The sequence below is a fragment of the Saccharomonospora azurea NA-128 genome, from assembly GCF_000231055.2.
Taxonomy (GTDB): domain Bacteria; phylum Actinomycetota; class Actinomycetes; order Mycobacteriales; family Pseudonocardiaceae; genus Saccharomonospora; species Saccharomonospora azurea.
The window spans coordinates 664,126-688,320 of record NZ_CM001466.1 but is presented as its reverse complement, the minus strand read 5'-3'; the positions used below and the strand labels follow the sequence as shown (position 1 = coordinate 688,320).

The following is a 24,195-nucleotide window of genomic DNA, read 5'->3' as shown; positions in this document are numbered from 1 at the left end:
TCGAAGGAACTCAGCACAGGGCGGGAGACGGCATTGGGTCGCACAGGTCGCATGCGATTGGGGTTGAACCTCGGCTACTGGGGCGCGGGCAACGACGCGTCGAACCTGGTGCTGGCCAAGGAGGCCGACGCGCTCGGCTACTCGGTGGTGTGGGTCGCGGAGGCCTACGGTTCCGACGCGCCGACCGTGCTGTCGTGGATCGCCGCGCAGACGTCGTCGATCGACGTCGGCAGCGCGGTCCTGCAGATCCCGGCCCGGACCCCGGCCACGACGGCGATGACGGCCGCGACGTTGGACACGCTCTCCGGTGGCCGGTTCCGGTTGGGACTCGGCGTGTCGGGGCCGCAGGTGTCGGAGGGCTGGCACGGAGTGCGGTTCACCGCACCGCTGGGCCGGACCCGCGAATACGTCGACATCGTCCGCGCCGCGCTGCGCCGCGAGAAGGTCCGTTACGACGGCACGCACTTTCGGCTCCCGCTGCCCGACGGCCCGGGCAAGGCGCTCGCGTTGACGGTGCACCCGGCGCGGGACCACATCCCCACCTACCTCGCCGCCATCGGGCCCAAGAACCTGGAGCTCACCGGGGAGATCGCCGACGGCTGGCTCCCGGTGTTCTTCTCACCCGAGCACGCCGCCACCCATCTCGATCACCTGAGTGCGGGTGCCGCCAAGGCCGGTCGCACGCTCGCCGACCTCGACATCGCCCCCACCGTGCCGCTGGTGCCGGGTGAGGACTGGACCGTGTGCGCCGACTCGGTGCGCGCCTACGCGGCGCTGTACCTGGGCGGGATGGGCAGCCGCGAGAAGAACTTCTACAACCAGCTGGCGGTGCGCATGGGCTACGGCGACGCCGCCGCCGAGGTGCAGGACCGCTACCTGGCCAAGGACTACGCGGGCGCGATGGCGGCGGTGCCGCTGGAGTTCCTCGACGCGACGTCGCTGCTCGGGCCGGTCGAGCGGATCGCCGAGCGCATGACCGCGTTCGCCGAGGCGGGAGTGACCACGCTGAACGTGTCGCCGTTCGTGGCACCGGAGAACGGCGCCGCGACCCTGCGGACCGCCCTGGACGCCGTCGAGCGGGCGGGAGTCGCCTGATGGGGTGGTTCGAAGCGCTCGTCCTCGGGCTGGTGCAGGGGCTCACGGAGTTCCTGCCGGTGTCCTCCAGCGCGCACATCCGGTTGACGGCGGCGTTCGCGGGGTGGGACGACCCCGGTGCCGCGTTCACCGCCGTCACGCAGATCGGCACCGAGCTCGCGGTGCTGCTGTACTTCAGCAGGAAGATCGGCCGGATCCTGCACCGCTGGTTCCTGTCGCTGACCAAGCGGGAGTACCGCTGCGACCCGGACGCGAAGATGGGCTGGCTCATCATCGTCGGCTCCATCCCGATCGCGGTGCTGGGCCTGCTGTTCGAGGACGACATCGAGAGCGTGTTCCGGGATCTGCGGCTGACGGCCACCACGCTCATCGTGTTCGGCCTGCTGTTGCTGGTCGCCGACCGGATCGGCCGCAAGGACCGCGAACTCGACCAGCTCACCGTGCCCCACGGTCTCGCCTACGGTTTCGCGCAGGCGCTGGCGCTCATCCCCGGAGTGTCACGGTCGGGCGGCACGATCACGGGTGGTCTGCTCCTCGGCTACAAGCGCGCCGACGCCGCGGAGTACGCGTTCCTGCTGGCGGTGCCCGCGGTGCTCGCCTCGGGTGTCTACAAGCTCACCGACATCGGTGAGGGAGACGCGCCCGGAGTGGGGCCGACCCTGCTGGCCACGATCGTGTCGTTCGGCGTCGGGTACGCCGTGATCGCGTGGCTGATGTCGTACATCAAGAAGAACAGCTTCCTTCCCTTCGTGATCTACCGCGTCGCGCTGGGCGTGCTCGTGCTGGTGCTGGTGTTCACCGGCGTGCTCGACCCGGACGCGGGGCCGGTCGAGGCCGGTGCGGTGGAACAGCCGCAGTGAGGCCGTAGGGTGGCGTGGTGGCTACTGTGATCCTGCTCCGGCACGGCAGGTCGACGGCGAACACGGCGGGTGTCCTGGCCGGACGCACCGCCGGGGTCGCCCTGGACGAGGTCGGTCGCGCGCAGGCCGAACGCCTGGTGTCGCGGCTGGCGGACGTGCCGCTGGCCGCCGTGGTGACGTCCCCGCTGCTGCGCTGCCGGCAGACGGTGGCCCCGCTGGTCAAGGCCACCGGGCTGACCCCGCGCACCGACGCGCGACTGTCCGAGGTCGACTACGGCGAGTGGTCGGGCCGGCCGTTGAAGGAACTGGCCAAGCAGCCACTGTGGAAGGTGGTGCAGTCGCAGCCGTCGGCGGCCGTGTTCCCCGGTGGAGAGGGTCTCGCCCACATGCAGGTGCGGGCCGTGACCGGGCTGCGCGCGCACGACGCGCGCGTCACCGCCGAGCACGGTGAGCACGCGGTGTGGGTGGCGTGCACCCACGGCGATGTGATCAAGGCGGTGCTGGCCGACGCGCTGGGCCAGCACCTCGACCTGTTTCAGCGCACGGTGGTCGACCCGGCGTCGGTGTCGGTGATCCGCTACACCGACACCCGGTCGTTCGTGCTGCGCATGAACGACTGCGGGGGCGAGCTGAGCGGGATCGTGCCGCCGAAGCCGAAGCGGCGGCGCCGGAGTGGCGGGCTGTCCTCCGACGCGGTGGTCGGTGGGTCGACTGGACGAAAGGACCGAGAGTGACGACTGTGGACAACCCGCTGTTGACGGCGAGTGAGCTGCCGTACGAGCTGCCGCCGTTCGACCGCATCTCGAGCGAGCACTTCCTGCCCGCGTTCGAGGCGGGCATGGCCGAGCAGGCCGCCGAGGTGCGGGCCATCGCCGACAACCCGGAGCCGCCGACGTTCGACAACACGATCGTTGCTCTGGAGCGTTCCGGTGAGCTGCTCGACCGGGTGGCGGAGGTGTTCTTCAACCTCAACGCCTCCCACACCGACGACACGCTGCGGGCCGTGCACGCCGAGATCGCGCCGAAACTGGCCGCGCACTCGGACGCCATCCACCTCGACGCGGCGTTGTTCGCGCGGGTCGAGCGCCTGTACGAGGACCGGGACTCGCTCGGGCTGGACGAGGAGTCGGCGTGGCTGCTGCGGCGCTACCACCTGGACTTCGTGCGCGCCGGTGCGGCGCTGGGGGAGGCCGAGAAGGCGCGCCTGCGTGAGCTGAACACCGAGTTGTCGTCGCTGGCGACCCGGTTCCAGGACAACCTGCTGGCCGACACGAACGACCTCGCGGTGCTGGTGACCGACCGGGCCGAGCTGGCCGGTCTGTCGGAGGCGACGATCGCGGCGGCGGCCGAGGCGGCCACGGCGCGGGACGAGGACGGCAAGTACCTGCTGAGCCTGTCGTTGCCGACGGCGCAGCCGCTGCTGTCGTCGCTGGAGAACCGCAGCGTGCGCGAGCGTCTCTTCCGGGCGTCGGTCGCGCGCGGCAACCGCGGCGGCGAGCACGACAACAAGGCCGTGTTGCTGCGGATCGCGCGGCTGCGGGCCGAGCGGGCCGCGTTGCTGGGGTACCCGCACCACGCGGCGTACGCGATCGAGGACCAGACGGCGGGCACCGCGCAGGCGGCCACCGACCTGCTGCACCGGCTCGCGCCGGTGGCCGTCGCGAACGCGCGCGCCGAGGCGGCGGAGCTGACCGAGGAGATCGCGCGTTCCGGTGAGGACCACCCGCTGGAGCCGTGGGACTGGGCGTTCTACGCCGAGCGGGTGCGTCGTCGCCGGTTCGACGTCGACGGCGCCGAGTTGCGCCCGTACTTCGAGCTCGACCGGGTGCTGAAGGACGGCGTCTTCCACGCGGCGACGAAGCTGTACGGGGTGACGTTCACCGAGCGCCACGACCTGCCGACCTACCACCCGGACGTGCGGGTGTTCGAGGTGTTCGACGCCGACGGCAGCCCGCTGGGACTGTTCCTCGGCGACTACTACGCGCGCGAGTCGAAGCGCGGTGGCGCGTGGATGAACTCCTACCGGGTGCCGTCGCGGCTGCTCGACCGCAAGCCCGTGGTGGTGAACAACCTCAACATCACCAAGCCGCCGCAGGGCGAGCCGACGCTGCTGTCCTTCGACGAGGTGGAGACGACGTTCCACGAGTTCGGGCACGCGTTGCACGAGCTGTTGTCGGACACGCGGTACCCGACGTTCGCGGGCACGAACGTGCCCCGGGACTTCGTGGAGTTCCCGTCGCAGGTCAACGAGATGTGGGTGTTGTGGCCGGAGGTGCTGGCCAACTATGCCCGCCACTACCGCACGGGTGAGCCGTTGCCGCAGCGGCTGGTGGAGAAGCTGCAGGAGTCCCGCTCATACGGCGAGGGTTTCGCGACCACCGAGTACCTGGCGGCGTCCCTGCTCGACCTGGCGTGGCACACGCTGGACGCGGACACCACGGTCGACGATGTGGCCGCGTTCCAGGCGCAGGCGTTGGAGAAGGCCGGGGTGGCGGTGCCGGAGGTGCCGCCGCGCTACGCCAGCACGTACTTCGCGCACATCTTCTGCAACGGCTACTCGGCGGGTTACTACTCCTACATCTGGAGCGAGGTCCTCGACGCCGACACGGTGGAGTGGTTCCGCGAGAACGGCGGTCTCACGCGCGCGAACGGTGACCATTTCCGGCGGAAGCTGCTGTCGCGCGGCGGGAGCACGGACCCGATGGCGGCGTTCCGGGCGTTCCGGGGCCGTGATCCGGAGATCGAGCCGCTGCTGAAGCGCCGGGGACTCGCGGGAGCGTGACGGTGGACGGCGTGGGCGGTCAGGTCGGCCAGCCGCCCACGTGGCGAGGATGAGCGCGACCTCCGCCACGACGTACCAGGGCCAGGGGCCGAGCAGGTCGAGTACCGAGCCGCTCTCGGGTTTGCGGTTGAGGAAGCCGTAGTTGGTGCCCGTGGCGCTGTTGACGAGCATCGCGGTGGCGGCCCAGCACGCGGTGATCACGACCGTGGTGCGGTAGTCGCGCCAGGTGGGGTGCAGGCCGACTCCCCAGGTGAGGTAGACGGCCGCCCACACGACGAGCAGGTGCAGGCTCCAGAACGCCAGGAACTCGTGGTGCGGGAAGTCCGGGCTGTCCAGGACGGGGAAGAACAGCGCCTGCGGTGACAGTGTGAGGCACCAGTAGTAGGTGAGGGCGACGGCGCGGCGGGAGTGCGTCAGCAGTGCGTAGGCGGCGACGAACCCGGCGAGGTCGGACAGGTGCAGGGGCACGCTGTCGACCAGGCTCTCCTCGCGGGCGGTCAGGGTGTAGGCGAGTGCGGCGACGTCGAGAGCGAGCAGCACCACACCGAAGCCCCGGCTGACGCGGCGTTGCGCAGGGGAGTGGCAGTGCGCTCGGCCGACGCGGACGGCAGCGGCGGCGCCGGCGGCGAACACGACGAGCACCGCCCAGTGCGAGAGACCGTAGGCGGTGAACTGGTCCTGCGCTGCCGTCGTGATCATGACTGGGGTGGGAGCGGGGTGGGTGTGCTCCCGTCCTCATGGTCGCGGGGCCCGAGCCGGACCGACACCGCCGGTGTCATGGTGGTCTATACATCCGGGCACTATGGCGTCCGCCTCGCCTCGTTCATCACTCTTGCCTCCCGACACCACGCGAACACACCAGGCACGGACGCCACGTCACCGCCGGGTCGGACGGATCCTCACTCACAGCTCTGCTCCATCGATTCGGCGTAACCGAAGATGATCCCATTGGAGGGATTCGGATTGTCGGCGTGCAGCGGCAGCGACGAGGGCAGTGCACGCGCCGGTGTGGAGAACGAGACGACGGCTGCGTCGACGAGCGCGGTCGGCGCGAGCTCCGCACCGACCGACAGCAGTGCCGCGGAGCAGGAGTTCACTCCACCGGGCACGACGTTGAGGGTCAGCGAGACCGCGACGGTGCCGTACCGCTACGGCGAGTCGGAGGGAACGATCGCGACCACCGTGACCGACATCGTGAAGTACACGGTGGAGAACGTCGGGGGCACCGACCTGGCCTACAGCTCGCTGAAACCTGCAGGCGGTGGCGTCGGACGGCGACTACACCGGTGTCTTCGTCACCGGGGACGTCGAGGGCAAGTGCGTGACCGCGTCGGCCGACGCCGACTTCTCGACGGCGGGCGCGTCCGACGAGTCGTGCTCGGTGCAGGCGGCGCACCCGGGGCGCGCGGGTGCCGCGTTCGATCGCGACGACTACAGCGACGACCCGGTCGTGTGGATGAAGTGATCCGGCCGTGGAGGGTCGGCGCGACGGTGGCCGACCCTCCACGCGAGGCGGCGTCGGATCAGACGAGACCGAGCTTGGTGACCGCGTCGCGCTCCTCGACGAGTTCGCCGACGGAGGCGTCGATGCGGGAGCGGGAGAAGTCGTTGATCTCCAGGCCCTGCACGATCTCGTAGGAGCCGTTCTTGCAGACCACCGGGAACGACGAGATCAGGCCCTCGGGAACACCGTAGGAGCCGTCGGAGGGCACACCCATGGACACCCAGTCGCCCTCCGGGGTGCCGTTGACCCAGTCGTAGACGTGGTCGATGGCGGCGTTGGCGGCCGACGCGGCCGAGGACGCGCCCCGCGCCTCGATGATCTCGGCGCCGCGCTTGGCGACCCGCGGGATGAACTCGTTCTCCAGCCACGCCTGGTCGTTGACGGCCTCCGCCGCGTTCTGGCCCTTGACCTCGGCGTTGAAGATGTCGGGGTACTGGGTGGCGGAGTGGTTGCCCCAGATCGTCAGCTTCCTGATGTCGGTGACGGCGACGCCGAGCTTCTTGGCGAGCTGGGCGACGGCGCGGTTGTGGTCGAGGCGGGTCATCGCGGTGAACCGCTCGGCGGGGACGTCGGGGGCGTGGGCCTTGGCGATCAGCGCGTTGGTGTTCGCGGGGTTGCCCACCACCAGTACCTTGACGTCGTCGGCGGCGCCGGCGTTGATGGCCTCGCCCTGCGGCTTGAAGATGCCGCCGTTGGCTTCGAGGAGGTCACCGCGCTCCATGCCCTTGGTGCGGGGGCGGGCGCCGACGAGCAGGGCGACGTTGGTGCCCTCGAAGGCCTGCTTCGGGTCGTCGAAGATGTCGATCCCCGCCAGCAGCGGGAAGGCTCCGTCTTCGAGTTCGAGAGCGGTGCCCTCCGCCGCCTTCACCGCCTGCGGAATCTCCAGCAGCCGCAGCCGCACCGGCGTGTCCTGGCCGAGCAGCTGGCCGGACGCGATGCGGAACAGCAGCGCGTAGCCGATCTGGCCGGCGGCGCCGGTGACGGTGACGTTGACAGGGGCCTGCGTCATGACGTTCTCCTGCTGACGGTTTCAGTGCTTGTATCCGGGATGTTATCGGTCGAGCGCCTTCCGGCCCGGGTGCGTCATCTCACCTGTACCGATTGAGCGCTGTTGGCATGATCACCCGAGCCGTGCGGGTCAGGCGTTCAGCAGGAGGTGTTCCATGACGCGGGCGCCGAACCGCAGGCCGTCGACGGGAACGCGTTCGTCGACGCCGTGGGCCATGGCGCGGTAGTCGAACCCTTCGGGCAGCCACAGGGGCGCGAAGCCGTAGCAGTCGATGCCGAGTTCGCTGAACGCCTTGGCGTCGGTGCCGCCGCCCAGGCAGTACGGGACGACCACGGCGTCGGGGTCCTGCGAGCGCAGCGCGTCGGCCATCGCGTCGAACCAGGGCGAGTCGACGGGGGCCTCGACGGAGGGGCTGCGGGAGAGGAACTCGCGTTCGACGTGGGGGCCGATGAGGGCGTCGACCTCGGACAGCAGCGCGGCCTCGGTGCCGGGGAGGACCCGGCCGTCGACGTGGGCTTCGGCGACGCCGGGGATGACGTTGACCTTGTAGCCGGCGGACAGGACGGTCGGGGTGACGCTGTTGCGGACGGTGGACTCGACGAGGGGTGCGGCGTCGCCGAGGCGGTCGAGTGTGGCGTCGATGTCGTGGAGGTCGACGTCGACGCCGAGGGCTTTGCCGGTGCGTTCGAGGAACGCCTCGACGGTGGGGGTGAGCACGACGGGCCAGCGGTGGGCGGCGAGCGCGTGGAGTGCGTCGACGAGGCGGGTGACGGCGTTGGCGTCGTTGCGTCGGGAGCCGTGTCCGGCGCGGCCACGGGCGGTGAGCCTGAGGTGGGCGGTGCCGCGTTCGGCGGTGCCCACGGGGTAGAGGCGGACGGTGCGTCCGTCGGCGGCGCGGACGTGGTAGGTGTAGCCGCCGGACTCGCTGACGGCGGCGGCGCAGTCGGTGAAGAGGTCGGAGTGGTGGGCGGTGAGCCAGTGCGCTCCGTACTCGCCGCGGTCCTCCTCGTCGGCGACGAAGGCGAGGACGATGTCGCGCCGGGGGCGGCGTCCGGTGGCGGCCAGCGAGCTGAGGGCGGCCAGGACCGTGGCGCAGAAGTCCTTCATGTCGACGGCGCCGCGCCCCCAGACGTAGCCGTCGGCGACGGTGCCGGAGAACGGGTCGACGCTCCACTCGGCGGGGTCGGCGGGGACGACGTCGAGATGTCCCTGGATGAGGAGCGCGGGCAGGTCCGGGTTCTCGCCGGGGACGCGGGCGACGACGTTGGCGCGTCGGGGCGCGGATTCGAGGATCGTGGGTTCGATGCCCGCGGCGGCGAGGGTGGTGGCGCAGAATTCGGCGGCGTCGCGTTCGCCGCGGGCGTCGCCTGCGCCGTGGTTGGTGGTGTCGAAGCGGACCAGCTGGGAACAGAGGTCCACGACATCGGCTGTCACGGGGTCACACCGCCCTTTGTTCGTTCGTGGTGTCGGTTTGTCGCGGGTCGTCAGCCGTACTTGCCCTGCACGGCGCCGTCGGCGATGGCGGTGACGATCTTGAAGGCCTTCATGGCGTCGGTCATGGTGGGGGCGTCGAAGCCGACGGTGCGGACGCCGGTCTGTTCGACGGTCGGGATGACGGCGGCCGCCTGGGCGAGGTGGCTGGCGTCGAACTCGACGTCGATGTGGTGCGCTGTCGTGGTGGGGGTGCCCCGTCCGGCGAGGCGCATGCCTCGGGTGGCGGCGACGGTGAGGTCCGCGCTGGTGCGCGACGGGGGCAGGCAGATGGCGGCGTAGCGGCTGACGCACTGTTTGACGGCGACGGTGGCGGCGTCGGGTGCGTAGTCGAGGGCGTCCTCGCAGGTCTTGTCGTCGCCGCTGACGAGGAGGACGGGCACGCCGTGTTCGGCGGCGAGCGCGGCGTTGAGGCGGCCTTCGCTGGCGGGGACGCCGTCGAGCCACACGCCGGTGATCTGGTTGGGCAGGTAGGTGTGGGAGAGCACGCCGTCGCAGCCGGCGCCGGCGTGGTAGCCGAGGAAGACGACACCGTCGACGCCGCTGTCGATCCCTTCCATCATCGACAGTGGTTTGTGGCGTCCGGTGAGCATGCGGGCGCGCGGGTCGAGGTCCTCGAGGAGCACGTTGCGCTGGGACGAATGTGCTTCGTTGACGAGGATGTCGGTGGCGCCGCCGTCGGTGAGACCGGCGATGACGGCGTTGACGTCGCCGGTGAACAGGCGGCGGAACCGTTGCCATTGCTCGGTGCCGGGGACGACGTCGTCTGTCCAGGTGACGCCGGTGGCGCCTTCCATGTCGGCGGAAATCATGATCCTCACGGGTGTCCAACCTAGCCGCGAAGTCACAGGTTGCACACCGGCGAGCGCAAATCGTTGACATCTCTGTGTGGAGAGTGGTTACTTTTCCGCTCCGGCATCCTCTCGCATCACAGTGAGGTGTACACAGTGAGTTGGATTCGTGTTCGGCGTCGGCTCGCGCCCGTGGGCGCGGCGGCCGCGGCGTTGTCGATGGTGGGGCCGTTGGTGCCCGTGGCGGCCGCGCAGGACTCCTCGCCGCAGGTGTTGCGGGTGGCGTTGGTGCAGGAGATCGACCACCTGAACCCGTTCACCGCGAGTTTCTCGTCGAGCGCGATGATCGGCCGGTTCTCGTGGGAGTTCCTCACGTTGCCGTCGTCCGAGGACGCCACGCCGACGGGTGGGGTGGCCGAGTCGTGGGAGGCGTCGGAGGACAAACTCACGTGGACGTTCACGATCCGCGAGGGGATGACGTGGTCGGACGGTGAGCCGGTCACGGCGGAGGATGCCGCGTTCACCTTCAACAAGATCATGTCCGATGCGAAGGCGGCGGAGGCGAACGGCAGCTACGTCGAGAACTTCGACGAGGTCACCGCGGCCGACGAGCACACGCTGGTGATCGAGACGAAGGAACCGCAGGCGAGCATGACGGCGTTGGACGTGCCGATCGTGCCGGAGCACGTGTGGTCGGACATCGACGACATGCACGACCCGGTCACCGACAGCGTCGACGTCGTGGGCGTGGGCAGCGGCCCGTTCCTGATCGCGGAGTACCGGCCCAACGAGCTCGTGCGGATGACCGCGAACGAGGACTACTGGCGGGGCGCCCCGGCCTACGACGAGCTGCACTTCATCAAGTTCGAGAACGCCGACGCGGCGGTCAACGCGCTACGCAACGGCGAGGTGGACTTCATCAACCGGCTCACGCAGGCCCAGTTCGACAGCCTGCAGAACGAGGACGGCATCGAGACCAACCAGTCGTCGGGCCGCCGCTACCGCGAACTGCTGATGAACCCGGGCGCGCAGAACGCCGAGGGCGACGAGATCGGTGACGGCCACCCGGCGCTGCGCGACGTCGAGGTGCGGCGCGCGATCGCCATGGCGATCGACCCGAAGGTGCTGGTCGACAAGGTGCTCGGCGGCTACGGCGAGATGCCCGGCAGCCTCGTCCCGCCGATCTACGAGGACTTCCACTACCAGCCGGGCGACGACGTGCGCTACGAGTTCGACCCCGCGGCCGCCAACGCGCTGCTCGACGAGGCGGGCTACGAGCGGGGCCCGGACGGGATCCGCGTCGACCCGGACGGCAACCGGCTGGAGTTCCGCCTGACCGGGCGGGCCAGCGAGGACTATGCGCAGCGCGCGAGCGACTACCTCGTGTCCTGGTTGAAGGACATCGGCATCGCGGTCACGAAGAACCTGGTGTCGGACAACGAGGTGGACGAGACCACGTCCTCGGGCCACTACGACCTCGCGTTCTCGGGCTGGGGCACGAACCCGGACCCCGACTACATCCTCGCCAAGCAGACGTGCGCCGCGCTGCCCGCGTCATCGGGCAGCAGCAGTAGCAACGCGTTCTTCTGCGACGAGACCTACGACAAGCTGTACGCGCAGCAGTCGGCGGAGCTCGACCCGGCCAAGCGCGCGGAACTCGTCCGCGAGGCGCAGGCCCGCTACTACGAAATGGTGCCGAGTTACGTGCTCGGCTACGACATGGTGCTGGAGGCCTACCGGTCGGACCGCTTCACCGGCTTCGTGCAGCAGCCGGAGGGTGAGGGCCAGATCATGGAGCAGACCGGCTACTGGGGCTTCTACGGCGCGAAGCCGGTGGAGGGTGCCGCCGGTGACGACTCCGGCCTGTCCGCCGGTGTGTGGGTGGCGCTGGGCGCCGGTGCGCTCGCGCTGGTCGCCGTCGGCGGCACCGTGGTCGCGCGCCGCCGCTCCTCCACCGACGACAGGGAGTGACGTCGAGCGTGACGGTGACGTCGACCGACGCCGCGCCGGATCCGGGCCCCCGAGGCTCGGGGCGGCGCGGCGCCGCTGGTGTGAAGGCGCTTCCCCCGACGGTGCGGTTCGTCGCCTCCAAACTGGGTGGGGCGCTGGCCAGTTTCTCGCTCGTGGTGGTGCTCGGGTTCCTGCTGTTCCGCATGATCCCGGGCGACCCGGTCGCGACGATGACCCGCGACCGGCCCACGAGCCCGGAACAACTGGCCGCCCTGCGGGAACGACTGGGGCTGGACAAGTCGATCCCCGAACAGTTCGTCGACTACGTGTCGGGACTGCTGCGGTTCGACCTCGGCACCTCCTACGTGTACAACCGGCCGGTCTCGGAGATGATCGGCGAGCGGTTCTGGCCCACCGTGCTGCTGGTGGGGACGGCGACGGTGCTGGCGGTGGCGCTCGGGCTGTGGCTGGGCGTGCGCGCCGCGTGGCGCCGGGGCAGCACGTTCGACCGGGTCAACACCGGTGTGGCGTTGACGTTGTGGTCGGTGCCGCAGTTCTGGCTCGGTCTGCTGCTGCTGATCGCCACCCAGGGGTTGTTCCCGAGCCGGGGCATGCGCTCCCCGGTGCTCCCGGACGATCCGGTGGCGCAGGTCCTCGACGTGGCGCACCACCTCGTGCTGCCGTGCGTGACGCTGCTGGCGGTGATCTACGCCCAGTACATGCTCGTGATGCGCTCGTCGCTGCTGGAGGAGATGGGCGCCGACTACCTCACGACCGCGCGCGCGAAGGGCTTGCGCGACGACCTCGTGCGGCGGCGGCACGCGGTGCCGAACGCGCTGTTGCCGACGGTGACGTTGGTGTTCCTGCAGTTCGGCATGGTCGTGTCGGGCACGGTGACGGTCGAGACGGTGTTCTCGTGGCCGGGCCTGGGGTTGTTGACGTACCAGGCGTTGCGGGGTCCCGACCTGCCGTTGCTGCAGGGCGTGTTCGTGGTGCTGGCGGGATCGGTGCTGCTGATGAACCTGGTCGCGGAACTGCTGTACCGGGTGCTGGACCCGAGGGTGCGTGAGTCATGACCTCTCCTGTGTGGCAGCGCCGGCGCGCGGCGGTCGCGTCGGTGTGGAGCGAGTTCCGCGGGCAGCGCGGCGGGCTGATCGGGTTGGGCGTGCTCGCGGCGGTGGTCGTGCTGGCGGTGACCGCGCCGCTGTTCACCGATGCCGCCGACCTGAACGTCACCACCGCCCCCGGTACGCCGCTGGAGCCGCCGAGCCTCGAATTCCTCCTCGGCACCGACGTCGACGGCCGCTCGGTGCTGCTGCTGACGCTGTGGGGCGCGCGGGTGTCGCTGCTGGTCGGGTTCGCCGCGACGATCCTGTCCGTGGTCATCGGCACCCTGGTGGGACTGGCGGCGGGGCACTTCGGCGGCTGGGTGTCCAGCGTGCTGCTGCGCTTCACCGACTTCTTCCTCGTGCTGCCGTCGCTGGTGCTGGCGATCGCGCTGTCGACCGTGCTGCCGCAGGGCATCGCCACCATCGTGCTCGCGGTGGGCGTGACGTCGTGGCCCGCGACCGCGCGGCTGGTGCGGGCGCAGACCCTGACGATCGAGAGCAGACCGTTCGTAGAGCGGGCCCGCGCGCTCGGCGGCGGCCACGCCCACATCCTGGGGCGGCACGTGCTGCCGTCGGTGCTGCCGCTGGTGCTGGCGAACACGACGCTCGTGGTCGGCAACTCGATCATCGCCGAGTCCACGCTGTCGTTCCTCGGGTTGGGCGACCCGAGCGCGGTGTCGTGGGGCTCGATGTTGCAGTCGGCGTTGTCGTCGGGTTCGGTGAGCGCGGGCGCCTGGTGGTACCTGCTGCCGCCCGGGCTGGCGATCGTCGTGATCGTGTTGTGCTTCACGCTGGTGGGCCGGGCGTTGGAGACCGTGCTCAATCCGAGGTTGAGAGGACAGTGATGGCGCCGGAGACGCCTGAGACCCCCTTGCTCCGGTTGAGCGACCTCGGGGTCACCTACCGCACCGCGGGCGGCGAGGTACCCGCGGTGCGCGACGTCGACCTCACGTTGCGGGCGGGTGAGACGCTGGGCATCGCGGGCGAGTCCGGCTCGGGCAAGTCCACCGTGGCGATGAGCCTGCTGCGGCTGCTGCCGAAGTCCGCGACCGTCACCGGCGAGGTGCTGCTGGACGGCGAGGACGTCAACACGATGCGGTGGGGCCGGCTGCGCGCGGTGCGCTGGTCGGCGGCGTCGATCGTGTTCCAGGGCGCAATGCACGCGTTGAACCCGGTGCGCACCGTGGGGGAGCAGATCGCCGAGCCGATCCGGCTGCACACCACCACGAACGGGGCCACGAAGGACCGCGTGGCCGAGCTGCTGCGGCAGGTGGACCTGCCCCCGGAACGTGCGAACGCCTACCCGCACGAGCTGTCCGGCGGGCAGAAACAGCGCGTCATGATCGCGATGGCGTTGGCGTGCGAACCGAAGCTCATCGTGGCCGACGAGCCGACCACCGCGCTGGACGTGGTGGTGCAGGACCAGGTGCTGCGGCTGCTGAGCGACCTCGTCGCCCAGCGCGGCATCGGGCTCGTCATGATCAGCCACGACCTGGGTGTGCTGGCGCAGACCTGCGAGCGGGTCGCGGTGATGTACCGGGGTGAGGTGGTGGAGGAGGGCCCGTCGGGCGAGGTGTTCGACAACCCCCGCCACGACCACACGCGGGCGCTGGCCGCCGCGATCCACCGCATCGGCGACCCGGAGTCCCGCATGGTCACCGACCGTGACACCGCGGTGATCGGCGGAGACACCGAGGGCACCGAGGGCGCCCCGGACGAAGAGATCCTGGCCGCCCGGGACCTCGTCGTCACGTTCCGTGACCGGTCCCGGCAGGTGGTGAGGGCCGTCGACGGCGTGGACCTGGGCGTGCGGCGCGGCGAGATCGTGGCCCTGGTCGGGCAGTCCGGATCGGGCAAGACGACCCTGGCGCGCACCATGCTCGGGCTGCAGAAACCGACCTCGGGATCGGTGCTGTTCGACGGGTCCCTGCTGCCGACGTCGATGTCCGGGCTGCGCGCCTACCGGCGCCGCGTGCAGCTGGTGCTGCAGGACCCCACCAGCGCCCTCAACCCCCGGCACACGGTGTACGAGGCGGTCGCCGAGGGCCCCCGCATCCACAAGCTCGCGGGCGAGGAACGCGACATCGTCGTCGCCGCGCTGGAAGCGGCCGAGCTGCGGCCGGCCGAACGGTACCTGTCGCGGCTGCCCCACGAGCTGTCCGGCGGGCAGCGGCAGCGCGTGGTCATCGCGGGCGCGCTGGCCTGCGAACCCAGCGTGCTGATCGCCGACGAACCGGTGGCCTCGCTCGACGCCACGGTGCGCAACGAGATCCTCGCGCTGCTGCTGCGACTCCGGCGGGACCTCGGACTCGCCGCGCTGGTGATCACCCACGACCTCGGACTGGCGTGGGCCATCGCCGACCGCGTCGCGGTGATGCACCAGGGCCGTATCGTGGAGCAGGGACCGGTGGAGACCGTGCTGCTCAATCCGCGACACGAGTACACCAGATCGCTGCTCGCGGCGTTGCCGACACCTTCGACGAGCGCATTCCGTCGCGGTGTGTAACCTCAGAACGCAGTATGGCCACCACCACCGATTCCGCGCCGAGCGCCGAGACGCCCGCGGAGGAGACCGCAGGAGCACGGGACACCGCCCGTGCCGGGGAGACGTCACCCTTCCCGTACCGCACCATCGCGATGGGTGTCATCGGCAGCGTGGTGCTGATGCTCGCGTCGCTGGGCGCCGGAGGCATCCTCGTCCGTGACCCGATCATCGGCACCGGGCCGCTGTCGTGGATGCGGTACGGCCACGGACACGCCCTTACCACCGCCGTCCTGTACGTCGGTTTCGGACTCGTCGTGTGGGCGTGGGTGCGGCTGGGCCGCTACGCCCTCGCCGGGCGCATCGGCACCAGACCCATCGTCGTCGCCGCGTTCGCGTGGATGGCGCCGCTGCTGATCGCGCCGCCGCTGTTCACGCGGGACGTGTTCTCCTACCTCGGGCAGGGCGCGCAGCTGCTGCACGGGCTCGACCCGTACGACTACGGGCCCGCCGCGCTGGACGTGCTGCCCGACGTGGTGCAGAACGTGCACCCACTGTGGCAGACCACACCCGCGCCGTACGGGCCCCTGTTCCTGCTGGTGGCCGAACACACCGTCGGCATCACCGGCAACAACATGATCGCCGGGGTCATCCTGACCCGGGTGATCCTGCTGGCGGGCCTGGCGGGCCTGCTGTGGGCGTTGCCGAAGCTGGTGCGCCACCTCGGTGGGCGGCTGCCCGTGACCATGTGGCTGGCGGTGGCCAGCCCGATGATGGTGATCCACCTCGTCGGCGGCCCGCACAACGACCTGCTCATGCTCGCGTTCCTCACCATCGGCGTGTGGGCCGCGCTGGAACGCAAACACGCCCTCGCGATCGTGCTCGTCACCGTCGGCATGCTGATCAAACCGACGGCGGCCGTGGCGTTGCCGTTCCTGGTGTGGGTGTGGGCCAACCACCTGCCGCACGAGGAAAGCCTGTTCCGGCGCTTCGTCAAGGCCGTCACCCCGTCGTTGGCGATCTTCGGCGTGGTGTTCGCCGCCGGAACATGGGTGTCGCTCGGGTCGCTCAACCTCGGGTGGGTCACCGGCCTGCAGGCGCCGCAGATGATCGCGAACTGGTTGAACTTCCCCACGGGCATCGGCGAGGTCGCCCACACGCTCGTGAACCTCGTCATCGACGTGCCGTCGTCACCGTTCGTCACCGTGGCCCGCGGCGCGGCGTGGGTGGCGCTGATCGCAGTGATGGTGTGGCAGTGGTGGAAGGCCCGCCACGGTGGCCGCGAGGCCATCATGCGCATGGGCATCACGCTGCTCGCCGTGGCGATCTTCGCGCCCCCGACACTGCCGTGGTACCTGACGTGGGGCTTCGTGATCCTGTCGGCGTTCTCGTGGCGTCGGGTGCACCTCGCCGTCATGGTGGCCGTGTCGATGTTCCTGGTGCTGGTGTACTACCCGACCGGTGAGCAGAGCCTCTACGACTGGTGGTTCATCGCCGGTGTCGTCGCGGCCAGCCTCTACGGTGCGGCGTCGCTGCTCAAGCCCGACCCGCTCGGTCTCATCGGCGTGTGGAAGCGCCAACCGGTCAAGGACGCCGAACCCGATCCGGCTGCGGAGGGTCCGTCGCCGACCACCCACGCCACGTCCTGATCCGCACACGCACGACCGGCCCGCTCGGTGGCGTGGTCCCGTACTGCGGGTACTTCGCCACGAGCGCGGCCACCGCCGCGGCGTCCGTGGCCGGGTCGCCGATCGTGGCGTGCCCGTCGGCGCGCACCCACCACAACGTCGACCAGTCCTCGGCGTAGTGGTCCACCAGCAGCGACACGGCCGGTCGCGCGGCGATGTTGCGGAGGCGTCGCAGGGCCGTCGTGGTCTTCGGTTTCGCGTCGACCGCCCACACGACGTCGTCGCCGTCCACCGCGAACGTCACCGGAACCACGTGTGGCACCCCGTCGGCGTCCGTGGTCGCCAGCCTCGCCACCCGCGCCGCCGTGAACAACCGCCGCGCCGTGGGCACGTCCATCCGCATACGCGCGAGCCTAGGCGGCTCACCGGCGTGACCGCGGCGGTCACACCCGCGGGGTGAGCGTGCCGGTGTCGGCGTCGAGCTCGACCGGCACCCCCAACGGCAGCGCCAGCGCACCCAGGTGGTGGCCCACGTTCACGCGCCACACCATCGGCACCCCGAGCGGCTCCAGCCGCTCGCACAGCACGTCCCGCACGACCGCGCAATCCCCGCCGCAGTCGGTCCACGACCCCAGCGCCAGGCCCGCCACCCCGTCGAACCACCCCGAACGCAACAGCTGGGTGAGCATCCGGTCGATCCGGTAGGGCTCCTCGTCGACGTCCTCCAACACCACGATCGCGTCGCGCGCCGACCAGGACTCGGTGCTGCCGACACTCGCCGCGAGCACCGTGAGGTTGCCGCCGACGAGACGCCCCCGGGCGCGTCCACCCCGCAACGTCTCCGCCCTCGGGCTGGGCAGCGGGCGGGGCGTGTGCGGCTCGAACAACGCCAGCCGCAGATGCTCGGCCGCCACCTCGTCGAAGTAGGCCGTCGCGGGCATTGACGCCAGCACGGTCGGGCTCCCGACGTGCGCGGCCACCGCCGCGTGCACGGCGGTGGCGTCGCTGGATCCGACGAACGCGGTCGCGGGCGCCCGCCGCACCGCCTCCCAGTCCACCAGGTCGAGCATGCGCTGACTGCCGTAGCCGCCGCGGGCGGAGATCACCGCCGCGACGTCCGGATCCAGCCAGGCCTGCTGGAAATCACGGGCCCGGTCGGAATCGCTGCCCGCCAGGTACCCCAGCCGCGGATGCCGGGCGCGCACGCTTCCCCCGATCCGCACCCGCAGCCCCCACGACTCCAGCACCTCGACCCCGCCGTCCAGCGCGTCGGCGTCCACCGGGCCCGAACACGCCACGAGCACCACCGTGTCACCGGGCCGTACCGGTCGCACGTGAGCGGGCACGGTCACCTCCCCCTGTCGTCCCCTGTCGTCGCTGTCAGCTCCTCAGTTCCACCGGCGGCACCTCGGGGACCGAGAACCCGAACACCTCCCCGTAGAACGCCAGCTCGGCGTCCAGTGCCGCGACGATCGTGTCCGCCTTGCGGAACCCGTGCTGCTCGCCCTCGAACGTCACCAACGCGTGCGGCACACCGCTGCCCTTCAGCGCGGCGACGAACCGCTCCGCCTGCTCGGGCGGGCAGATCTCGTCCTCCAGCCCCTGCAACAGCAGCACCGGGCCCGCGAGCGAGTCGAGGTTGTGCACGGGGGAGCGGTCGGTGTAGCGGCCGTCGACGTCCGGCAGCGGCCCGACGAGACCCTCGGCGTAGCGGGACTCGAAGTCGTGGGTCTCGCCGCCGCCGCTGCTCCACGGCAGCAGGTCCAGGATCGGGTACTTCGCCGTCGCCGCCCGGTACGTCCGCACCGACGTGATGGACGCCGCCGCGGTGAACCCGCCCGCGCTGCCACCGCGGATCGCCAACCGCCGCGGGTCGGCCACACCCTCGTCGACCAGCGCCTGCGCCACGGTGGCGCAGTCGGCCACGTCGACCACACCCCACTGGCCCCGCAGCCGCTCCCGGTAGCGGCGGCCGTAGCCGGTGGACCCGCCGTAGTCCACCGCGACCACACCGATGCCGCGGCTGGTGAAGTAGGCGAAGTCGAGGTCGAGCACCGCGTGGTTGCGTCCCGTGGGGCCGCCGTGCACGTGCACCAGGTAGGGCGGCTTCTCGTCGTCGGGCCCGACGTGGTCGGGGTTCGTCGGCGGGTACACGTAGGCGGGGATCCGGCTGCCGTCCTCGGCCTGGAACGTGCGCACCCGCGGCACCGGCAGGTACTCCGCCGGCGGGGTCGGCTGCGGATCGGTCAAATCCGAGATCGTCCCGTCCCGCAGGTCGACGCGCACGACACCCACGCCGCGCCGCGGCCCGGCCGCCACGCCCACCACACCGTCGCCGTGCCGCGCCAGTGTCGGCGTCCACGCGGTCAGCTCCTCCGCCACCGCGGTGAGCGACCCGGTCGCCTCGTCGAGCACACCCAGGCCCTGCGACGTCAGTACCGCGTGCCGGCCGCCGCCGAGGGCGGTCGTCCAGCGGGACCCCAGCTTCCACAGCGGCCCGCCCAGCTCCTCCTCGACCGCGGTCAACGGCGTCACCGCCGCACGGTCGTCGTCGAGCACGACGCGATGGGGAACCCACCACCCGCCCGGATCGGCGAGCACGAGCAACGCGTCGGGGCTGTCCCACTCGACCTGACACACCGACGTCCCGTCGCCGCCCGCCACCACCCGGTGCGGCCCGACCGTGCCGTCGGCCGCGACGTCGGCTACGCACAGCGAGGTCTCGTCCCACGGCATCGCCGGGTGCTCCCACCCCAACCAGGCCGCCTGACGGCCGTCCGGGGACAGCAGCGGAGCGGTGAGGAAGTGGTGGGACGCGGCCAACACCCGCGGCTCACCGCCCGCGAGCGGCACCGCCACCAGATCCCGCGCGACGTCGGTGCGATCGGTGCCCAGCACCCGCTCCCGCACCGCCCACACCTCACCGGGCAGTCCCGGACGCAGATCGGCGAACCGCACACCCTGCGGCCGCTCCGGCTCCGGAGTGAGCGCGGTGACCGTGCCGTCGCGCAGATCCCGCGCGTAGACGCGCTGGTCGTCCCAGTGCGTGAACACCACCAGGTCACCGACCGCCAACCACGGGCGCCCACCGTACTCGTGGACGCGGTTACGTGCGTTCCACGGCGCGGGCAGCACCTCGTCCACGACGCCGTCGACCCACCGCATCAGTGCGACCCTGCCGTTCTCGGCGGGCCGCGACTCGGCCCACCACACCGCGTCGTCCACGACGTCCACCCACTGCGGGGTGACACCGGCCGCGGCCACGTCGTGCGCAGCGATCGGGGATGTCCAGCTGCCGTAGGGCGCGAGTGAAGGCATTGCGCCAGCCTAGAAGATCTTGCGACAGACTCCAGCCCCCGAACGAGCCCGATCGTGGGAGTTGGCATAGGGTCGTAGATGCCATGGCTCGTGTCATCCACGTCTTCCGTCAACCCGACCGCTTCGTCGCGGGCACCGTCGGGCAACCAGGCGATCGCACCTTCTACCTGCAGGCGCGTGAGGACACGCGCACGATCAGCGTGACGATCGAGAAGCAGCAGGTCGAGGTGCTCGCCGAACGACTGGCGTCGCTGCTCGACGAGATCGCCAGCCGGTTCGGCGCCGACGTCCCCGACGACGTCGGCGACGACCTCGTCGACAACGAGCCGCTCGACGTGCCGGTCGAGGAGGAGTTCCGCGTCGGCACCATGGGCCTCGGCTGGGACGCCGAGAGCAAGGCGGTGGTGATCGAACTGCTCGCGATCACCGAGACCGAGATCGACGAAGCCGTCGTGCTCGACGACACCGAGGAAGGCCCCGACGCGGTGCGCGTGTTCCTCACGCCCGCCGCCGCCCGCGCGTTCGCCGTCCGCGCCGACCGGGTCGTCAAAGCAGGCCGCAAGCCGTGCCCGCTCTGCGGCGAACCCCTCGACCCGACCGGCCACATCTGCCCGAGGCAGAACGGATACCGGCGCGGCAACGACGTGGCCGACGAGGACTGACCGCGCGGTGGGGCACCCCGTGGAGGCCACCGATCCCGCGGCCACCGAACTGCTCACGCACGGCACGCTCGACGTCGAGGGCCGGCTCGTGGACGCCTCGAACCTCACCCTCTTCTGCACCCTCGAACTGGACGGGGTCAGCGCCCACGCCGTGTACAAGCCGGTGTCGGGGGAGCGGCCCCTCTGGGACTTCCCCGACGGAACCCTCGCCGGCCGGGAAGCCGCCACCTACCTGATCTCGGCGGCGTCCGGGCTGGGACACGTCCCACCCACCGTGCTCCGCGACGGCCCCTTCGGCGAGGGCATGGTGCAGCTGTGGATCGACACCACCGACACCGACCTGGTCGAGGTGTGTCCCGCCGACGCGGTCCCCGACGGGTGGCGGGTCGTCCTCCACGCCCACGACGCCGACGGCCGCCCCGCCGTCCTCGCCCACGCCGACCACCCCGGCGTGCGGGAACTCGCGGCGCTCGACGTCGTCGTCAACAACACCGACCGCAAGGGCGGACACGTCCTCCACGGCGTCGACGGCCGCGTCTACGGCATCGACCACGGTGTCTGCCTGCACAGCGACCCGAAACTGCGCACCGTGCTGTGGGGCTGGATCGGTCAGCCGCTGCCCGACGACGTCGAGGACAAGCTCGGCAAGCTGCGCGTCGACCTCGACGGCGACCTCGGGGCCGCGCTCGCCGAACACCTGACGGGAGAGGAGATCCGGGCGGTCGCCGACCGCTGCGACGCGCTGCTCGCCGACGGCACCTTCCCCGCGCCCGGCGAGGACTGGCGCGCGCTGCCGTGGCCGCTGTTCTGACCGCTGCCCCCGGACCGGCGCCGGGGATCGCACCGGCGTGGCATCGCAGCACGCAGCGGTCCGGCGGTTACGGTCACGGCCGTGCGTTCCCATTCGTATGACGACGTGCTCGCCACACCCCGACGTGCGCGGCGGCAGGTCCCGCAGGTGCCGGCCGAGACCGGACTCGTGGTCGAGGACGCGGCGGGCGGGTTCTGCGGCGCGGTGGTGCGTTGCGAACCCGGTGGCGTCGTGTTGGAGGACCGCCACGGCCGGCACCGGGTGTTCCCGTTCGGGCCCGCGGCGTTCCTGGTCGACGGTCGACCGGTCACGCTCGTCCCGCCCCGCCCGCAGCGCTCCTCCGCGCCGTCGCGGTCGGCGTCCGGGTCGGTGCGTGTCGACGGCCTGCGCGCCCGCGTCGCCCGCGGCTCCCGCATCTGGGTCGAGGGCCTGCACGACGCCGAGCTCGTGGAACGGGTGTGGGGCCACGACCTGCGCGTGGAGGGAGTGGTGGTCGAGCCCCTCGACGGGGTGGACGGCCTCGCCGACCGGATCGCCGCGTTCGATCCGGCCCCCGGCAGACGGCTCGGGGTGCTCGTCGACCATCTCGTGGACGGCAGCAAGGAGGCCCGGCTCGTGGCCGCCGTCGACCACGAGCACGTGCTCGTCACCGGCCACCCGTACGTCGACGTGTGGGAGGCGATCAAACCCGCGAGCGTGGGCATCCCCGCCTGGCCCACCGTCCCGAAGGGGACGGATTGGAAGAGCGGTGTGTGCGATGCGCTCGGCTGGGGCGAGCCGAGTGACGGCTGGCGGCGCGTCCTGGCGGGCGTGCGCGGTTTCCGCGACATCGAGACCCCGCTCCTGGGCGCGGTCGAACGTTTGATCGATTTCGTCACCAGCGACGGCACGTGAGGGACAGTCGAGATAACAGCTGGGACACGGCATGGGAACCAGTCGGTGTCGTGATCGGGGATCTGGGAGCATAAGCCCATGACAGCGGCCATCATCTGGCTCATCGTCGGACTCGTCCTCGTCGTGGCCGAAGTGCTCTCCGGGGACTTCGTCCTCGTGATGCTCGGCTTGGGAGCACTGGCCGGAGCGGCCTCCGCCGCGCTGACCGGCAACCCGATCATCGACGTGCTCGTGTTCGGCGTGTCCTCCGCCGGGCTCATCATCCTGGCGCGCCCCGCGCTGAAGCGGAAACTGTTGAGCGGCACGGACGTCCGCACCAACACCGACGCGCTGCTCGGCACGACCGCGGTGACGATCTCCACCGTGAACAGCGCCGGGGGACAGGTCAAACTCGCCGGTGAGGTGTGGTCGGCGCGCAGCCTGACCGACACCGAGGTCATCGAGCCCGGGACAACGGTGACGGTCGTCGAGATCGCCGGCGCGACCGCCGTCGTCTCGTCCTCACCCTGACACCCTTCGCGGTGTCCACAACAGAACGGCACGAGTTAGGAGAGGGTCGTGGAAGGCGCGACAACATGGATCGTGGTCGCCATCATCGCCCTGTTCGTGATCATCACGATCGCGAAGGCGTTGATGGTGGTCCCACAGGCACAGTCGGCGGTCATCGAGAGACTCGGCCGGTTCCGCACCGTCGCCGGGCCGGGACTGAACTTCCTGGTGCCGTTCCTGGACAAGGTGCGCGCCCGCGTCGACCTGCGCGAACAGGTCGTGTCGTTCCCGCCGCAGCCGGTCATCACGCAGGACAACCTGACGGTCTCGATCGACACGGTCGTGTACTTCCAGGTCACCGACTCCCGCGCGGCCGTGTACGAGATCTCGAACTACATCGTGGGCGTCGAGCAGCTGACCACCACCACGCTGCGTAACCTCGTCGGTGGCATGTCGCTGGAGGACGCCCTGACCTCCCGCGACCAGATCAACAACCAGCTGCGTGGCGTGCTCGACGAGGCCACCGGCCGCTGGGGTATCCGCGTCGCCCGCGTGGAGCTCAAGGCGATCGACCCGCCGCCCTCCATCCAGGACTCGATGGAGAAGCAGATGCGCGCCGACCGTGAGAAGCGCGCCATGATCCTCACCGCGGAAGGTGAGCGGGAAGCGGCCATCAAGACCGCCGAGGGCCAGAAGCAGAGCCAGATCCTCGCGGCCGAGGGCTCCAAGCAGGCGGCGATCCTGTCCGCGGAGGCGGAACGGCAGTCCCGCATCCTGCGCGCCCAGGGTGAACGCGCCGCCCGCTACCTGCAGGCGCAGGGGCAGGCCAAGGCGATCGAGAAGGTGTTCGCCGCGATCAAGGCCAGCAGGCCGACCCCGGAAGCACTGGCTTACCAGTACCTGCAGACCCTCCCGCAGATGGCGCAGGGCGACGCGAACAAGGTGTGGCTGGTGCCCTCCGACTTCGGCAAGGCACTCGAAGGCTTCGCCCGCCAGTTCGGCGCGAAGGGCGAGGACGGCGTCTTCCGCTACGAGCCGCCCGCCGAGGAGACCCCGTCACCGTCGATGGACGACGAGGAAGTGTCGGCCTGGTTCGACACCTCCACCGACCCCAAGGTCGCCGAAGCGGTCCGCGAGGCCGAGGCCGTCGCCCGCCAGGAGGTGCCCAGCCCGCTGAACACGCCCGGTGGTGGCACCCCGCCGCCGGCGGTGTCGGCGCTCAAGGGCTCCCGCCCGCAGGACGAGCCACCCGCACCTGAGCAGCAGGAGGAGACGACCCAGTCCGTTCCTCCGCCCGCCCCGCCGCAGAGCGCGCCGCCC

At 70.9% G+C, this 24,195-nt stretch carries 22 protein-coding genes and 1 pseudogene; 15 read left to right on the top strand and 8 right to left on the bottom strand.

From position 1 onward, the window contains the following. Positions 1 to 51 precede the first annotated feature (51 nt). Genes SACAZDRAFT_RS03265 through SACAZDRAFT_RS03250 form a run of 4 tightly spaced genes read left to right on the top strand, consistent with a single transcriptional unit; the run spans position 52 to position 4,737 of the window. On the top strand, positions 52 to 1,095 hold the full coding sequence (locus tag SACAZDRAFT_RS03265) for an LLM class F420-dependent oxidoreductase (RefSeq protein ID WP_005438674.1): 1,044 nt from the start codon (positions 52 to 54) through the stop codon (positions 1,093 to 1,095). After that, positions 1,095 to 1,955: an undecaprenyl-diphosphate phosphatase gene (locus SACAZDRAFT_RS03260; RefSeq protein WP_005438673.1), complete on the top strand. Its 861-nt coding sequence runs from the start codon at positions 1,095 to 1,097 to the stop codon at positions 1,953 to 1,955. Before SACAZDRAFT_RS03265 ends, SACAZDRAFT_RS03260 begins: the two co-directional genes overlap by 1 nt. A 17-nt stretch (positions 1,956 to 1,972) precedes the next feature. After that, positions 1,973 to 2,689 carry a histidine phosphatase family protein gene (locus SACAZDRAFT_RS03255; RefSeq protein WP_005438672.1) on the top strand — a complete coding sequence of 239 codons (717 nt, stop codon included), beginning with the start codon at positions 1,973 to 1,975 and terminating at the stop codon, positions 2,687 to 2,689. Then, positions 2,686 to 4,737, top strand: coding sequence for a M3 family metallopeptidase (locus tag SACAZDRAFT_RS03250; protein WP_005438671.1), 2,052 nt, complete (start codon positions 2,686 to 2,688; stop codon positions 4,735 to 4,737). Before SACAZDRAFT_RS03255 ends, SACAZDRAFT_RS03250 begins: the two co-directional genes overlap by 4 nt. Before the next feature lie 33 nt (positions 4,738 to 4,770). Here the strand turns inward: SACAZDRAFT_RS03250 and SACAZDRAFT_RS22305 are convergent. Continuing rightward, a pseudogene (locus SACAZDRAFT_RS22305) lies at positions 4,771 to 5,436 on the bottom strand (YwaF family protein); the annotation flags it as partial. A gap of 200 nt (positions 5,437 to 5,636) precedes the next feature. Continuing rightward, entirely contained in the window at positions 5,637 to 5,846 is a 210-nt protein-coding gene (locus SACAZDRAFT_RS23630; protein ID WP_232286351.1) for a hypothetical protein, read from the bottom strand. 152 nt (positions 5,847 to 5,998) lie between these two features. Here SACAZDRAFT_RS23630 and SACAZDRAFT_RS23625 point away from each other — a divergent pair, with 152 nt between their 5' ends. After that, positions 5,999 to 6,202: a hypothetical protein gene (locus SACAZDRAFT_RS23625; protein WP_050983452.1), complete on the top strand. Its 204-nt coding sequence runs from the start codon at positions 5,999 to 6,001 to the stop codon at positions 6,200 to 6,202. Between the two features lie 58 nt (positions 6,203 to 6,260). Here SACAZDRAFT_RS23625 and SACAZDRAFT_RS03240 read toward each other — a convergent pair whose 3' ends face one another. From SACAZDRAFT_RS03240 to SACAZDRAFT_RS03230, 3 genes are all read right to left on the bottom strand, one after another. Beyond that, the gene (locus SACAZDRAFT_RS03240) at positions 6,261 to 7,250 is read right to left on the bottom strand and encodes a malate dehydrogenase (RefSeq protein WP_005438661.1); all 990 of its coding nucleotides are present in this window, start codon (positions 7,248 to 7,250) and stop codon (positions 6,261 to 6,263) included. A gap of 129 nt (positions 7,251 to 7,379) precedes the next feature. Continuing rightward, a complete protein-coding gene (locus tag SACAZDRAFT_RS03235; protein ID WP_005438654.1) occupies positions 7,380 to 8,684 on the bottom strand; it encodes a M20/M25/M40 family metallo-hydrolase in 1,305 nt (434 codons plus the stop codon). A 50-nt stretch (positions 8,685 to 8,734) separates the two neighbouring features. Continuing rightward, the gene (locus SACAZDRAFT_RS03230) at positions 8,735 to 9,553 is read right to left on the bottom strand and encodes a M55 family metallopeptidase (RefSeq protein WP_005438652.1); all 819 of its coding nucleotides are present in this window, start codon (positions 9,551 to 9,553) and stop codon (positions 8,735 to 8,737) included. 198 nt (positions 9,554 to 9,751) lie between these two features. On the opposite strand from SACAZDRAFT_RS03230, the gene SACAZDRAFT_RS03225 reads away from it, so the two are divergent. From SACAZDRAFT_RS03225 to mptB, 5 genes are read left to right on the top strand one after another with little or no spacing between them, the layout of a single operon-like run. After that, positions 9,752 to 11,503: an ABC transporter substrate-binding protein gene (locus tag SACAZDRAFT_RS03225; protein ID WP_232286416.1), complete on the top strand. Its 1,752-nt coding sequence runs from the start codon at positions 9,752 to 9,754 to the stop codon at positions 11,501 to 11,503. Then, a complete protein-coding gene (locus tag SACAZDRAFT_RS03220; protein WP_005438649.1) occupies positions 11,500 to 12,558 on the top strand; it encodes an ABC transporter permease in 1,059 nt (352 codons plus the stop codon). Before SACAZDRAFT_RS03225 ends, SACAZDRAFT_RS03220 begins: the two co-directional genes overlap by 4 nt. After that, on the top strand, positions 12,555 to 13,436 hold the full coding sequence (locus SACAZDRAFT_RS03215) for an ABC transporter permease (protein WP_005438648.1): 882 nt from the start codon (positions 12,555 to 12,557) through the stop codon (positions 13,434 to 13,436). Before SACAZDRAFT_RS03220 ends, SACAZDRAFT_RS03215 begins: the two co-directional genes overlap by 4 nt. After that, positions 13,436 to 15,097, top strand: a complete 1,662-nt coding sequence (locus SACAZDRAFT_RS03210) for a dipeptide ABC transporter ATP-binding protein (RefSeq protein ID WP_005438647.1) — start codon at positions 13,436 to 13,438, stop codon at positions 15,095 to 15,097. Before SACAZDRAFT_RS03215 ends, SACAZDRAFT_RS03210 begins: the two co-directional genes overlap by 1 nt. Before the next feature lie 14 nt (positions 15,098 to 15,111). Beyond that, on the top strand, positions 15,112 to 16,722 hold the full coding sequence (mptB, locus tag SACAZDRAFT_RS03205) for a polyprenol phosphomannose-dependent alpha 1,6 mannosyltransferase MptB (protein WP_005438645.1): 1,611 nt from the start codon (positions 15,112 to 15,114) through the stop codon (positions 16,720 to 16,722). On the opposite strand, the gene SACAZDRAFT_RS03200 is transcribed toward mptB, so the two are convergent. The 3 genes from SACAZDRAFT_RS03200 to SACAZDRAFT_RS03190 are packed head-to-tail and all read right to left on the bottom strand — an operon-like array spanning position 16,658 to position 20,019. Continuing rightward, positions 16,658 to 17,104 carry a TIGR03668 family PPOX class F420-dependent oxidoreductase gene (locus SACAZDRAFT_RS03200; RefSeq protein ID WP_005438644.1) on the bottom strand — a complete coding sequence of 149 codons (447 nt, stop codon included), beginning with the start codon at positions 17,102 to 17,104 and terminating at the stop codon, positions 16,658 to 16,660. The genes mptB and SACAZDRAFT_RS03200 overlap by 65 nt on opposite strands. Positions 17,105 to 17,144: 40 nt before the next feature. Next, a complete protein-coding gene (locus tag SACAZDRAFT_RS03195; RefSeq protein ID WP_005438642.1) occupies positions 17,145 to 18,047 on the bottom strand; it encodes a S66 peptidase family protein in 903 nt (300 codons plus the stop codon). 34 nt (positions 18,048 to 18,081) lie between these two features. After that, positions 18,082 to 20,019, bottom strand: coding sequence for a prolyl oligopeptidase family serine peptidase (locus SACAZDRAFT_RS03190; protein WP_005438641.1), 1,938 nt, complete (start codon positions 20,017 to 20,019; stop codon positions 18,082 to 18,084). A gap of 83 nt (positions 20,020 to 20,102) precedes the next feature. On the opposite strand from SACAZDRAFT_RS03190, the gene SACAZDRAFT_RS03185 reads away from it, so the two are divergent. The 5 genes from SACAZDRAFT_RS03185 to SACAZDRAFT_RS03165 all read left to right on the top strand — a co-directional run. Continuing rightward, complete coding sequence (locus tag SACAZDRAFT_RS03185; protein WP_005438639.1) at positions 20,103 to 20,681, top strand: DUF3090 domain-containing protein; 579 nt, start codon at positions 20,103 to 20,105, stop codon at positions 20,679 to 20,681. 7 nt (positions 20,682 to 20,688) lie between these two features. Further along, positions 20,689 to 21,492: an SCO1664 family protein gene (locus SACAZDRAFT_RS03180; RefSeq protein ID WP_085979336.1), complete on the top strand. Its 804-nt coding sequence runs from the start codon at positions 20,689 to 20,691 to the stop codon at positions 21,490 to 21,492. 81 nt (positions 21,493 to 21,573) lie between these two features. Then, positions 21,574 to 22,386, top strand: a complete 813-nt coding sequence (locus SACAZDRAFT_RS03175) for a DUF3097 domain-containing protein (RefSeq protein WP_005438635.1) — start codon at positions 21,574 to 21,576, stop codon at positions 22,384 to 22,386. A 78-nt stretch (positions 22,387 to 22,464) separates the two neighbouring features. After that, positions 22,465 to 22,896 carry an NfeD family protein gene (locus tag SACAZDRAFT_RS03170; RefSeq protein ID WP_005438633.1) on the top strand — a complete coding sequence of 144 codons (432 nt, stop codon included), beginning with the start codon at positions 22,465 to 22,467 and terminating at the stop codon, positions 22,894 to 22,896. 123 nt (positions 22,897 to 23,019) lie between these two features. Further along, a partial coding sequence (locus SACAZDRAFT_RS03165; protein ID WP_232286415.1) for an SPFH domain-containing protein occupies positions 23,020 to 24,195 on the top strand: 1,176 nt, incomplete at its 3' end.